Raw genomic sequence first — 13,257 nt, 5'->3', positions numbered from 1 at the left:
AGAGATTCCGAATGCCCATCATCGATATGCACACCCATGCCCTCAGCAAGCGCGTCGAGCCGCTGGTGGCCGGGCACTACGATCCGATGGACAATCCCTATCGCCGCGACATGTCGCCGGCGAGTCGCGAGACCGATGCGGAGCAGGGCCGGCTGCTGCCGGGCCTGATGCTCGACATCGCCAAGCGCCGCGAGATGATGGCGAAGATGGGCGTCGACTTTCAGGTGATCGCGCCGGCACCGGCGCAACAGAACTACTGGGCCGACGAAGATTTACAATGTGCGCTGTCGCGCGTGCAGAACGAAGACATTGCCGCGCTCGTGGCGCAGGATCCTGCACATTTCGCCGGGATGGGTACGCTGCCGATGCGGTTTCCCGGGCGTGCGGTGGAGGAGGCGGTTCATGCAGTCGAGCAACTCGGCCTGCGTGGCTTCCAGATCGATACCCGCGTCGAAAACTTCGAATTGTCCCATGCCGCCTTCGATCCACTCTATGCGCGGCTTGCCAATCTGCGCATACCGCTGTTCGTGCATCCCCTGGGTTTCTCCCACGGCCAGCGGCTCGGCGATTTCTTCATGGTCAACAGCGTCGGCCAGCCCATCGAGGAGACCATTGCGATCGCCCACTTCATCATGGGCGGCATTTTAGACCGGCATCCGGATCTCGACGTGGTTATCGCTCATGGCGGTGGTTTCTACCCATTCTACGCAGCCCGACTGGATCACGCCTGGAAGGTGCGTCCGGAAGTACGCCGGCTCACGGCAGATGCGCCGTCGACCTATCTTAAGCGGCTCTGGTTTGACACCTGCGTGTTCTCTGCGGAGCTGATCGACAACCTGATCAAGACGGTGGGCCTCGATCGCGTCATGATGGGCTCGGACTACCCGTTCGACATGGGGGACCCCGATCCGGTAGGGCTGGTCAACAAGGCCAAGCTATCGGACACTGATCGTCAGAAAGTCCTGTTCGGTAATGCGAGCCGGCTGTTCAAGATCGGATAAGCTCCTGCCTCGTTGCGGCAAGGTGCGGCACAAGAGGCAAAACCTGCGATGACGATCCACTTTGATTTCGCCAAGCTTAGCGCGCCGGAGCGCTACAAGTTGCTTTGTGGTCTCGTTGTCCCGCGACCGATTGCGTTGATTACCACCATCTCAGATGCCGGCGTGGTCAATGCCGCGCCGTTTTCGTTCTTCAATGTGTTCTCCGAAAAGCCGCCGCTGGTGGTGGTCGGCCTGCAGGCCAGGCCCGATCTGTCGGTCAAGGACACGACCCGCAATGTGCGCGCCAATGGGTTGTTTGTTATCAATATGGTGGATGAGGCCCTCGCCAACGATATGGTCGATTGTTCGATCAGCTTTCCATCGGACATCGGCGAACTGGACGCTTTGAAGCTTCCAATGACGGCTGGCATCAATGTGCCGGTGCCGCATTTGGCGAAGGCGCCTGCGGCACTGGAATGCCGAAAAGTGACAATGATGAACTTTGGCGCAGAGCGCGACCTACTGGTCGGAGAGGTCCTGGGCATTCAGGTTCGCGATGGTGTTGTCGACCCCGTCACCTTGCGTACGGACTACGATCACTATCTTCCGGTCGCACGCATCGCGGGAACCATGTATGCGCGGATGCAAGATCGGTTCGAGATCAAACCCGACAGTTTAGACACCTGGCAACTCCGCAACCCCCGCTGAGGGAGGTTTTATCCGCGGAGTGCGTCGGAATGCCGGTGGTAGTTCTCTGCGCGTTCGATTAACCGTCAGAGGTGAGAAATTGCCGCTCCTGCGGTTGCATGGGATATGACTGCTGGATGTATCGGAAAACCGTCATTGTTGTCGCGTGGACTACACTTGCATTGATTGCTTTTGCGACTCTGTCACCGATCGGGCTGCGGCCGCATTTTGGCGGCGTCAGCCTTGAGCGCTTCGGCGCATTCGCACTCGTGGGCCTTTTGTTCGGTCTCGCCTATCCCCGCCATCTCTGGCTTGTTCTGACGCTCGTTGGGGGGGCGGCAGTCGGGCTGGAGGTGCTGCAACATCTGACGCCGGACCGGCACGGCGAGGTGCGGGATGCGCTGGTCAAACTTGCAGGTGGCGTCACCGGCATCGGGATATCGCTCGCGCTCCATCAGACCTTAAAGCGATTTATCACCTTAGGTTGAGAATGAGCTGAACTACCTCACTGAGGTACGTCAGCTTTTTCTGCGAATCGCGGTTGCTGAGTTCCAGCCTGTGAAGTGCTATCCCGATGCTTTACATCTCGCGGCTTTAAAAAAATACGTGTAATCACGGTAGCCTTCTACCCGCGCCCCCTCTTTGAGATTGCTAATGGCAGAAATCACACATGCCTCCTCGTGAAAGTACTTGGCATGTGTAAAAAGACACCGATACAACTTGAAGGAAGGTGTATGCCGTGGCGTCTACAATTTGGACGAGCCTAAGAAACGTTTCGGCCAGATTGATGTAGATGGCCGATGACTTTGGTGTGACGTCTCGAAGCGGACAATTCCGTTGCGTGGAGAAGACGTCGATCTCAAAGGACAACGTATTATGCATCGGCGGTACCAGCATTCGAGCATCCCGACCGAAATCATGCGATCGGTTGTCGGTATTTCCGAAGCCGGCAGCATCACCAAGGCCGCGAAGCTGCTCGGCTTGAGCCAGCCGGCCATCAGCTCGCAGATCAAGCGCATTGAGCACGCGGTCGGCGGCAGTATCTTCCAGAAGTCTGCCAACGGCTCATCGACGACAGAACTCGGAAAGCTCGTTCTGATCCAGGCCAGGAAGATTTTGGAGGCGAACGACCAGTTGCTCTTGCTGCGTGGCGCTTCGCCCGAAGATCAGACCATCCGGCTTGGTCTGACCAATTTCTATTCGCAACGCGCAATGGAAGGGATGAGCAAGGCGGCGATGAGCAATGTCTGCATCTATTCAGATAATTCGGCCGAGATCGCGAAAAGCATGCTCGACGGCTACGTCGATGTCGGCGTGTTCCTCAGTATCTCCGATATGCCCGGGGATGCGGCCATCGATGTCATCGCGCAACGCGACGATGAATTGACTTGGGTTCGATCCAGGGATTTTACGTTAAGTCCTGGCGCGCCCATTCCGTTGCTGACCTGGCCGGGGCAGATCGTGCATAACGTCATGATTCAGGCGCTTGAGCGCAAGGGAATGATCTATCGTATCGCATTTTCCAGCCCGGACTATCATGCACGGATCGAGGCTGCGAAGGCGGGCATCGGTTTGACCCTGCTGCCAACGGCTCTGATCCCGGCGTCGCTCTTGGCGGCCAATGAGTATTATCTTCCAAAGCTGGCGATACCCAAACTCGTGCTATGCGCGCGCGAGGGTATTCGCAAGAAACACAGCATTCTAATAGAGGAACTACACGTTAAATTCTTCGGTATATAGTTCTCTCATCAGCGCGCGTATCAGAAAACATGATCACCTCATCAAATCCAATGCCATCATCCAACACAATGCAGGCATTGGAGATGATCGATCCCACCAAGTGGTAGCAGAAGTTGTATAGGTAGTTTTCACGCGGTCTTGCGAAGCTCAGCGCATGTTGAGATTCGATGCCAGCATGAAAAAACTCCTATCGTGTCGACGCGGTTCTTCCGCAGTCGAATTCGCGATGCTGCTTCCCGTCTTTCTGTCGATCGTTTTCGGCATCGTCGTCTTTGGGTCATATTTTGCAGTCGTTCACGGTGTTCAGCAGCTTGCTGCCGAGGCAGCACGTTCCTCTGTCGCCGGGCTGACCGAGACCGAACGTGGCTCGATTGCATCGACCTATGTCACGTCGAATGCCGCGACTTATCCGCTGATCAATGCGTCAAAGCTGAGCGTCAATGCGGCGACATCGTCGTCGAACGCAAACGTCTTCGTGGTCACGGTCAACTACGACGCGTCGACCATGTTCATCTATTCACTTCCTTTCGTGCCGATGCCTCCATCGCAAGTCTCGCGATCTGCCGCCATTCCCTACGGAGGGTTTTGAGCGATGGAACCGATGCGCGCACTTCTCAAGAGGTTTCGCACCGACCAGCGCGGAAATATTGCCATCATGTCTGCGGGCGGCATGATCCTGGCCGTTTGTTGTGCTGCACTGGGTGTCGATATCGGGACCATTGCCGCCGATCGTCGCAAGACGCAGGCTGCCACGGATCTCGCTGCGATCGTTGCGGCCAGCAACTTAAGCAATGCGACAAACGCAGCAAAGGCGGCGGTCACCAGCAATAACTATCCAGCAAGCGCTCTGGTCGGTGTAGAACTCGGAACTTACACAACCAATTCCGCCGTCGCTGCGCAAAGCCGCTTTGTCACGCCAGCGACTGGAACAGCCAATGCGGCGCGGGTCAGTCTTCAGACGGCGACACCGCTCTACTTCAGCCATTTCTTTACCGGCAGCAACAATTTCACCATCAAGACAACGGCGACCGCAACAACGACGGCCATCGCGTCGTTCTCGATCGGTTCGCGATTGGCATCGTTAAATGGCGGCTTGTTGAATAGTGTTCTCGGATCAATGCTGGGCACGACCCTGTCGCTGTCAGTCATGGACTACAATGCGCTTCTTGGCGCGCGCATTGATGCTTTCACCTTCCTCTCAGCGCTGGCGACGCGCGTCGGTCTGACCGGTGTGACTTATGACACGCTGCTGAATTCGAACATCAAGATCGGGGACGTTCTTGCCGCAGCGCTGAGCGCGCAGCAGGCTACCAATGGCAGCGGCACCGCGACCACCGCACTCTCGACGATATCGCAGGCTTCGGCATCCGTGACGACCAAGATTGCGCCTGGCAAGCTGATCGATGCGGGCCCCTACGCGAACCTGATTGTGGGCGTCAAGCCGAAAGACGGTGTGAGCATCTCGCTTTACGATTTGCTACAGGCAACGGCTGGAATCGCTAACGGCACCAACCAGATCGCCACATCCGTCAATTTAGGTCTGCCGGGCATTGCCAGCGCGTCACTAACGGCGACTATTGGCGCACGGCCACAGGGATCCGGCTGGATTGCCGTGGGCACGCAGGGCGTCAGTGTTCATACAGCTCAGACACGTGTGCTGCTATCCATCCAGTTGATCGGAAGTGGTTCGGCGTCGTTGGTCAATCTACCGGTTTATGTAGAGGTCGCGTCGGGCACAGCGACGCTGAACAAGGTCAGTTGCGGCTATCCCAACGTCAATACATCGAGCGTCACGCTTGGCGTTACGCCGGGCATTGTCGATGCATGGATAGGTAACGTCACTGTAGCCGACCTCAACAATGTTGCGACCAAGCCGAATCCAGGGCCGGCACCGCTTGTGAATCTCCTGGGTATTCCAATTGTGACGGCAAAGGCCCATGCGGGCATGGGCAACACCACGCCGGTCAGCGTCAATTTCAGCTATTCGGATATCACGTCGCAGACGAAGAAGACCGTAAACACGACAAACTTCACGTCGTCCCTGACGGGCAGTCTGCTTGGCGACCTCAACATCAGTGTTCTTGGACTGGGTTTGGCGATCCCGGGTCTTGGTGGACTCGTCACCAGCATCATCAGCGGGGCAACCAGTTCAATCGATCAATTGCTGGCGGCAACGTTGGCAAGTCTCGGCGTCGGAATTGGACAGGCCGATGTGTGGGTATCCGGCATTCGCTGTGACGGTGCAGTGTTGGTGAACTGAATCAGTAACGCGTGAACTTCAATGCCAGCTTTAACAGAAGAGGACTGATAAAATGGGATACGAAGCCGCAATGAACCGCCCCAACGTTAACCGCAAGCGCTCGGTTGTCGTCTCGAAAAAACGCACTAGCGTCAGCCTGGAAGACAGCTTCTGGGCCAGCCTGCAAGCGATCGTTCGCATGGAGAATACCACTATCGAGCACTATATCGAGAAGATTGAGCGCAAGCGCGAAACACCAAATCTATCATCCAACCTGCGTATCGCTGTGCTCGAGTATTTTCAGCAGATTGCTGCACGCAGCTTGACAGCCGGTACGGCCGATCAACCGGCGGCGAGCAGCAATGCCAAGCTCCATGACAACCACAACCAGCTGGCTGAAAAGGTAGCGGCCTATTGGGGGCGTGAGGGAACACAGAATCAGCAGCTGGTCGACTAGGTCAGCTGCTCGAACCTTCCAGTTTATTTGATTTGAGAAAACGACGCGCAGTGCCGCGCGACGTCGTTCGTCGACTATTTTACGACAACGGCCGTTTTGGCCACGGAGCGACAGATGTTTAACCGACAGAGCAAGACCGATTTGCAGAATGCGTTGGCGCAAGCGACCGCCATCAGTCGCTCCCAGGCCATCATAGAATTCAATCTCGATGGCACGATCATCAAAGCGAATGAGAATTTTCTCAAGGCGCTCGGCTACACGCTCGATGAGATCAAGGGTAAGCACCACAGTATATTTGTGGAGCCTGCCGTACACGAGAGTGTCGCCTATCGGGAGTTCTGGGGTAACCTTAACAGGGGTGAATTTCAGGCAGGGCAGTTCAAGCGGGTCGCCAAAGGCGGCAGGGAGATCTGGATCGAGGCCTCCTATAACCCGATCATGGACAAGAGTGGTAAGCCGTTCAAAGTCATCAAATTCGCTACAGATATCACGGCGCAGAAACTCGAAAGCCTCGAAGCCTCCGGAAAAGTGATCGCTATCAGCCGTGCGCAGGCGGTCATCGAATTCAATCTTGACGGAACTATCATTACCGCAAACGAGAATTTCCTGAACACGCTTGGTTACGCGCTGTCCGAAATACAGGGGCGGCATCACAGCATGTTCGTGGAAGCCGGTGAACGCGATCGCGCAGCCTACCGGGACTTCTGGGCGCGGCTCGGCCGGGGTGAGTATCAGGCGGCCGAATACAAGCGCGTCGGCAAGGGTGGCAAGGAAATCTGGATTCTCGCGACCTATAATCCGATTCTCAATGATGCCGGCAAGCCGTTCAAGGTTGTGAAATTCGCGACCGACGTGACCCAACAAAAGTTGCTGGCCGCTGATAGCAACGGCCAGATGGCGGCTATTCGCAAGTCGCAGGCGGTCATCGAGTTTCGCATGGATGGCACCATCCTGACGGCAAACCAGAATTTCCTTGATACGGTCGGTTACACGATCGACGAAATCCGGGACCGGCATCACAGCATGTTTGTCGATCCGATAGAGCGATCTGGCGCGGCCTATGTGGAATTCTGGGCGAGCCTCAATCGCGGGACCTATCAGGCCGCAGAATACAGGCGCATCGGAAAGGGGGGGCGGGAGATCTGGATCCAGGCATCCTACAATCCGATTTTCGATCTGAATGGTAAGCCGTTTAAGGTGGTCAAATACGCTGCCGATATTACGGCGCAGGCCATGGCACGCTTGAAAGCGGAGCGCGCTCGTTCCTTGATCGAGTCGGTCGCTGCTGGCAGCGAAGAGATGAATGCATCGATCCGCGAAATCTCCGAGACGATGGTGAAGTCCCGGCAGACGGCAGAATCCGCGGTGCAACAGGTGGAGACGGCGGACATCCAGGCGCAGCGGCTTACCTCGGCTGCACATGCCATGGGAGGCATCGTTGGGCTCATCGGCGACATCACCGGCCAGATCAATCTGCTCGCCCTCAATGCGACCATCGAATCGGCTCGCGCCGGTGAGGCGGGGCGGGGCTTTGCGGTGGTGGCCGCGGAGGTCAAGAATTTGGCCAACCAGGCCAAGCAGGCGACCGACAAGATAAGCAGCGAAATCGAGGCCCTGAACGGTATCTCGGGTGACGTGGTTGGCGCGCTGGTCTCGATCAAGCAGGCGATCGAACATGTTAACGAGTTCGTGACCTCGACGGCAGCGGCCGTCGAAGAGCAGAGCACTGTGACCAGTGATATGTCGGACAACATGCAGCGCGCGGCATCTGAACTGGCCTGATGCGCTGAATTTATCGGCTTTGTTGGATCATCCGTGACTGTGCTATCAATCGCGGATGATCCTGCCGTTCAATGCCGCCACCCGAACAATGATCGAGACTCGCCTGGCCGCATTCACGCGGATCGTCGAGGGCCAGTACGCTTCGGGGCTGAAGCGTGCGGCGGTGGCCCTCGTGATGGTTGAAGCCGCACCCGAATTGGAGACCTCACTGTTGCTGACGTTACGCGCGTCCGGTCTACGTGCTCACAGTAATCAATGGGCACCTCCTGGCGGTCGCTGCGATCCCGGCGAGACACCCGTGCAGGCGGCAATCCGCGAGTTGCATGAAGAGCTCGGTCTGCAGCTCACGCGGGACGATGTCATCGGTGTCCTCGACGATTACCCGACCCGCTCCGGCTATCTGATCACGCCCGTCGTCATGTGGGCGCACGACAGCGTTCAATTGATGCCGAACCCCGATGAGGTCGCCTCGGTTCATCGCATTGCGCTGTCGCAGATCGCGCGGCCGCAGGCGTTCGATTTCGTTGCCATTCCCGAGAGCGACCGGCGTCTGATCCGCTACAGCCATTTCGGCCACTTTATTCACGCGCCGACCGCCGCGCTGATCTATCAGTTCAGCGAAGTTCTTGCGGGGCGCACCACCCGTGTGGCCGAGCTGGAGCAGCCGGTCTTCGCGTGGAAGTGATTCTGCTCCCCGGCGCGACGTGTCAGCGCAGGCAGCGTCCGGCCTTGGAAAGACATTGTTCACCAAACTCATCCAACGTCATTTTAAGCGGGGTATGTTTGACCCGCCTGGGACGGGCGCGGGGCGGCGTCCCGCCTCATTCCTCTGCATGGCCGGCTATGCCGGCTGACATCTCGACAGGTCCCATGTCTCATTTGATTCGCACCTTTACTGCCACTGTCCCGCTCGCGGTATTTTTGTTCATGCCGGTCGGTTATGCGCTGGATTCCGCCCAATTACCGGCAGGCGTTGCCAATGCGATGGCGCAGGGCGCCTCGCCGCAGGCCGTCGCAGAATACCGACGCAAGCTTGCGGAATATCAGGAAGCGCGCGCGGCCTTCGATCAGGAGGCCGGTGCCTATTGGGATGCAATCTCTGAGAAGCGAAAAATCCGCAATGCCAAGCGCCGCGACCGCCAGCAGATCACGCTGAATGACTACGTGCTGGAACAGGCGCCGCTTTATGAAGGACCAAAACGTCCGGTGAATCCGGAGCCCGAGGATAGCGATCCGCGCGTCCGCAAGGATCTTCCGGTGGTGGCGGATTTCCTCGCGGCGGCGAGGGAGCAATTTCAGTTCGTGCCGCAGCGGCCTGCCAATGAGATGGAGTTCAAGCGCGCTTATGCTCGTGCCGCCCTGCAGGCCGGGCTGACACGCGACATTGCGGTACGCGTCTATTCCTTCGAGACCGGTGGCAATGGCGGCCATGACATGCAGTCGGGCCTGAACCCGTCACGTCCGGGGTCTCGCGCGATCTCCACCGCTATCGGCTACAATCAGCTGCTCACAGCCAATACGACGACGCTCGTTGCCGAACAGGGGCCTCAGATTTTGAAAGTTCTGACCGAGAAGGCATCGGCGCTCTCGGGCCCGCAGCGTAAGGCGATGGATCACAAGATTGCGGTCTTCAAGCGCATGCAGGCGACTGTGCGCACTGTTCCGCAAAACTGGAGCGCGCTTGAGAAGCTTGGCACGACCCCGCAGGGCTGGGCCATGCACGCGCTGGTGCTGGACATGGATATCGGCCCGCAATTGCAGGTCCACAAACTACTGACGTCAGTGAATTTTGCCCGCGCCCGCGGGTTTGATCGCCCGCTCAGCGCAGCCGAGCTTGAGATGATGAATCTCACTGGCGATGGCAACGGCTTCGATATGGTGACCATGCCGCTGGCGATGCGTGAACAGGTGCCGACGGCGAACTTCTTCCAGCGTGGCGGGTATGAGCGCAATCCGGTGGCGATCCGCCACAATACCGTGGCCAAGCTACTCGCAGTTACCAATGCGCGGATGGACAGCAACAGCAATTTGCCAGGCGCAAAAGAATTGGCCGCGGCTTTTTGAGCCACGGCCAATCTAAGCCTTGTGATGTGCGCTCTCTCGCCGGAGAGCGGCTGGGCTTATGAGTTGCCCGGATTGAAATCGTCGCTTGGTGCTTCTGCCGGCGCGCCAGCTGCAGCAACGTCGGGGCGAGGACCGTGCGGACGGCGGCGACGACGCGGCGGGAAGCGCTCTCCCCCAGCATTCTGTTCGAAGCCGCCTGGAGCAGCACCCGGCTGAGGCTGCGCACCACCCGTGATGAAAGAAGGCAGACGATCGACACCATCGCCGACCGGCATCATCGGCTGCGGTTGGGGCTGATATTGCGGCTGGCCCTGCGGCTGATTCTGCTGACGGTGTTCGCGATTATTGTTCTCGCGGGGCTGATAGGGCTGTTCGCCGCGCTGCTGATAGGGCTGACCACCCTCACGCTGCGGAGGCTGCTCGCGCTGCGCAAAGGGCTGCTGTTGTACCGGCACGAAACCGGGCTCGGCACCGAAGTTCGAGTAGCTCTCGCTCTCGTCATCGTTGTCCTCAGGCGGCATCTCGTTTTCGGTGCGCGGTTGCGGCTGATTCTGCCGGAACTGCTCCTGCGCGGCGGCGATCAGGCGGAAATAGTGCTCGGCGTGCTGATAGTAGTTCTCGGCAGCAACGGGATCGCCGGAGCTGCGTGCATCGCGGGCGAGCTGGACGTACTTCTCTGCGACGTGGGAGGCGGTACCGCGGATCTTGATGTCGGGGCCATTCGATTCGAAGACCCGGGTCATCGGGTTCTGGCCGCGCCGATTGTTATTGTTGTTATTATTATTGTTGTTGCGGTTGTTGTTGTTCCGCATCCGCTTGTTGTTGTTGTTCTGACCGTTTCGCATGTGTCGCCTTCAGTTATCGATCCAGAGTGTCACAGAGCTATGTTTCAAAGAGATGATTGCCGCAGCACATTGCGGGATGCGGACGCGCGAAGCACCCGAATCGTCGTGCAGACCTTTGCTGCATCGATCTTGCCGTCATTCGCGTTCAACAAAGACGCGTTCCCCAACCGCCCGCTGACCGTGCCAGCCGGACCAAATCACCCACCTGCCGAAACAAGGTCAGGCTTCTGTGCGTGAAGTTTAAAGCGCAATATCAGGCTTTCGTTCGCTTTGCGGTCGCGAGCAGCGCAGCTCTCTCAGCCATCGCGCTCAACCAAACCTGCCTGTTGGAACCTTTCACCCGGACGGGCTCTCTAGCGAGAATTCTGGCTTCCTGCCGTAAATCTACGGGGCGAGCCAACCCTGAACCGATGTTGTGACAGGAAGGTAGTCGCTCCCCGGGGATATTCCAAGTGGTTTTTTCTGTCGCAAGAAGGCTTTATCGGGGCTTTTTTTGTCCCGATACCGCCCTGCGAATGCCGCCCAGATCGGCTTTGGCCGGCCCCGGCAGGGTTAACCCGGACACCGTCATCAGACCGGCGACATCGTCGCTTTGGTCGTGGCCCACCTCGACCACCAGGAGGCCGCCGGGCACCAGCAACCGGGCGGCTTCGGGGGCGATGGTTCGATAGGCATTTAGTCCGTCTTTTCCACCATCCAAGGCGCGGAGCGGGTCGTGGTCGCGCACCTCGATGTCGAGGCCGGCAATGTCGGCCGAGGGAATATAGGGCGGATTGGAGACGATCAGGTCGAAGCCGCCGGCCAGGGCTGAGGCATAGTCGCAGACAGCGAAATGGGCGCGCTCGATCAAGCCGAGTTGCGCAGCGTTGGAGCGAGCCGTTCGCAGGGCGTCGAGATTGATATCGGTCGCAATGCCGGTGGCGTTGGTTAACTCCGAAAGCAGCGCCAGCAGGATTGCGCCGGAGCCTGTGCCGAGATCGGCGATCACAAGCGGACGGTCACGCGGACCTGTCGCATCGAGAAGTTCGAGCGCCGCCTCGACGAGGGTTTCGGTATCGGGACGGGGCACCAGCGTGTCGGGCGATAGCTGCAGCGGCAGACCCCAGAATTCTTTCATGCCTAGGACACGGGCCACGGGTTCGCCATCGATGCGGCGCTGTGCGAAGCGGGCAAGTTGGGCCGCTTCATTGGACGTCAAGATGCGATTCGCAGCCGAGATCAACCCGGTCAGATCGAGTCCGAGCGCGTCGCCTGTCAGCAAGCGCGCGTCGAGTTCAGCGGAATCGATGCTGTGGGTGCGGAGCAGATTGGTCAATGAGCGTCGTGCGTTCTCGACGCTCTGTCCGGCGAACATGTCGCCGGCGCTCACGCCGCGTCGCCCTGGGCAGCGAGTTGTGCAGCCTGATGCTCTGTCGTCAGCGCATCGACCAGTTCGCCCAACGCTTCGCCGGCAATCACCTGCGGCAGCTTGTAGAGCGTGAGATTGATGCGGTGGTCGGTGACGCGGCCCTGCGGGAAATTATAGGTGCGGATGCGCTCCGAGCGGTCACCGGAGCCGACCTTCTCCTTGCGCTCGGCCGAGCGGGCGGAATCGATACGCTGCTGCTCGGCGTCATAGATGCGCGAGCGCAGGATGTTCATCGCCGAAGCGCGGTTCTTATGTTGCGAGCGGCTGTCCTGCATCATCACCACGATGCCGGTCGGGATATGCGTGATGCGGATCGCTGATTCGGTCTTGTTGACGTGCTGGCCGCCGGCGCCCTGGGCGCGCATCGTGTCGATGCGCAGGTCGTCCTGCTTGATGTCGATATCCACTTCTTCGACTTCGGGCATGACAGCGACCGTTGCCGCCGACGTGTGAATGCGCCCTTGAGTCTCCGTATCGGGCACGCGCTGCACGCGGTGTACACCGGATTCGAATTTCAACTTGGCGAAAGCACCGCGGCCCTTCACCTCGGCGATGATTTCCTTGTAGCCACCCATGGTGCCTTCGGACGCCGATATCACCTCGACCTTCCAGCCGGCCAGCGCCGCGAAGCGCTCATACATCCGGTACAGGTCGCCGGCGAACAGTGAAGCCTCGTCGCCGCCGGTGCCGGCACGGATTTCCAGCACCACGTTGCGCTCGTCCATCGCATCCTTCGGCAACAGCGCCACGCGGATTTCCTGCGCCAGCGCCTCGATGCGTTCTTCCAGCGCCGGGCGCTCGGCCTGCGCCATCTCGCGCATCTCCGCATCGGTCGAAGTATCGGCGATCATCGCATCGATATCTTTGAGCTCTGCAAGCGCACCGCGATAGGTCTTCACCGCGTCGATCAGCGGATTGAGCTCGGACAGCTCGCGCGTCATCTTCACATAATTCTCGGCGCTGACCTGACCCATCAGTTGTGCCTCGAGCGAGGCGTGATGTGCGAGGAGTACGTCGAGTTTGGTTTCGGGCAGCAGGGACATCGTGGAATCTCG

13 protein-coding genes are annotated in these 13,257 nt (G+C 58.8%); 10 read left to right on the top strand and 3 right to left on the bottom strand.

The window, feature by feature from the left end; genetic code table 11:
• Window positions 1-11 precede the first annotated feature (11 nt).
• The 10 genes from AB8B20_RS17765 to AB8B20_RS17720 all read left to right on the top strand — a co-directional run bounded on the left by AB8B20_RS17765 (window position 12) and on the right by AB8B20_RS17720 (window position 9,949).
• Complete coding sequence (locus tag AB8B20_RS17765; protein ID WP_093757494.1) at window positions 12-1,001, top strand: amidohydrolase family protein; 990 nt, start codon at window positions 12-14, stop codon at window positions 999-1,001.
• 12 nt (window positions 1,002-1,013) lie between these two features.
• Window positions 1,014-1,688 (top strand): flavin reductase family protein, encoded by a 675-nt coding sequence (locus tag AB8B20_RS17760; RefSeq protein ID WP_439074469.1) that lies wholly within the window; start codon window positions 1,014-1,016, stop codon window positions 1,686-1,688.
• Window positions 1,689-1,804: 116 nt separating this feature from the next.
• Complete coding sequence (locus AB8B20_RS17755) at window positions 1,805-2,155, top strand: VanZ family protein (protein ID WP_093758154.1); 351 nt, start codon at window positions 1,805-1,807, stop codon at window positions 2,153-2,155.
• 349 nt (window positions 2,156-2,504) lie between these two features.
• On the top strand, window positions 2,505-3,407 hold the full coding sequence (locus AB8B20_RS17750; protein WP_139285789.1) for a LysR family transcriptional regulator: 903 nt from the start codon (window positions 2,505-2,507) through the stop codon (window positions 3,405-3,407).
• Window positions 3,408-3,561: 154 nt separating this feature from the next.
• Complete coding sequence (locus tag AB8B20_RS17745; RefSeq protein WP_089267729.1) at window positions 3,562-3,996, top strand: TadE/TadG family type IV pilus assembly protein; 435 nt, start codon at window positions 3,562-3,564, stop codon at window positions 3,994-3,996.
• Window positions 3,997-4,008: 12 nt separating this feature from the next.
• Complete coding sequence (locus tag AB8B20_RS17740) at window positions 4,009-5,667, top strand: TadG family pilus assembly protein (protein WP_175368072.1); 1,659 nt, start codon at window positions 4,009-4,011, stop codon at window positions 5,665-5,667.
• A 52-nt stretch (window positions 5,668-5,719) separates the two neighbouring features.
• Window positions 5,720-6,103 (top strand): ribbon-helix-helix domain-containing protein, encoded by a 384-nt coding sequence (locus AB8B20_RS17735; protein ID WP_439074470.1) that lies wholly within the window; start codon window positions 5,720-5,722, stop codon window positions 6,101-6,103.
• A 114-nt stretch (window positions 6,104-6,217) separates the two neighbouring features.
• A complete protein-coding gene (locus tag AB8B20_RS17730) occupies window positions 6,218-7,885 on the top strand; it encodes a methyl-accepting chemotaxis protein (RefSeq protein WP_439074471.1) in 1,668 nt (555 codons plus the stop codon).
• Window positions 7,886-7,940: 55 nt separating this feature from the next.
• Window positions 7,941-8,570, top strand: coding sequence for an NUDIX hydrolase (locus tag AB8B20_RS17725; protein ID WP_439074472.1), 630 nt, complete (start codon window positions 7,941-7,943; stop codon window positions 8,568-8,570).
• A 242-nt stretch (window positions 8,571-8,812) separates the two neighbouring features.
• A complete protein-coding gene (locus tag AB8B20_RS17720) occupies window positions 8,813-9,949 on the top strand; it encodes a D-(-)-3-hydroxybutyrate oligomer hydrolase (protein WP_244558567.1) in 1,137 nt (378 codons plus the stop codon).
• 56 nt (window positions 9,950-10,005) lie between these two features.
• Here AB8B20_RS17720 and AB8B20_RS17715 read toward each other — a convergent pair whose 3' ends face one another.
• The 3 genes from AB8B20_RS17715 to prfA all read right to left on the bottom strand — a co-directional run bounded on the left by AB8B20_RS17715 (window position 10,006) and on the right by prfA (window position 13,245).
• Entirely contained in the window at window positions 10,006-10,794 is a 789-nt protein-coding gene (locus tag AB8B20_RS17715) for a DUF4167 domain-containing protein (protein ID WP_309942441.1), read from the bottom strand.
• Between the two features lie 478 nt (window positions 10,795-11,272).
• Entirely contained in the window at window positions 11,273-12,163 is an 891-nt protein-coding gene (prmC, locus tag AB8B20_RS17710) for a peptide chain release factor N(5)-glutamine methyltransferase (protein ID WP_093757485.1), read from the bottom strand.
• Entirely contained in the window at window positions 12,160-13,245 is a 1,086-nt protein-coding gene (gene prfA, locus AB8B20_RS17705) for a peptide chain release factor 1 (RefSeq protein WP_089267722.1), read from the bottom strand. The genes prmC and prfA overlap by 4 nt, the downstream gene beginning before the upstream one ends.
• Between the last annotated feature and the right edge of the window lie 12 nt (window positions 13,246-13,257).

It is taken from the genome of Tardiphaga sp. 866_E4_N1_4, assembly GCF_052076075.1.
GTDB lineage: Bacteria > Pseudomonadota > Alphaproteobacteria > Rhizobiales > Xanthobacteraceae > Tardiphaga > Tardiphaga robiniae.
This window is presented reverse-complemented; position numbering and strand designations above follow the sequence as displayed.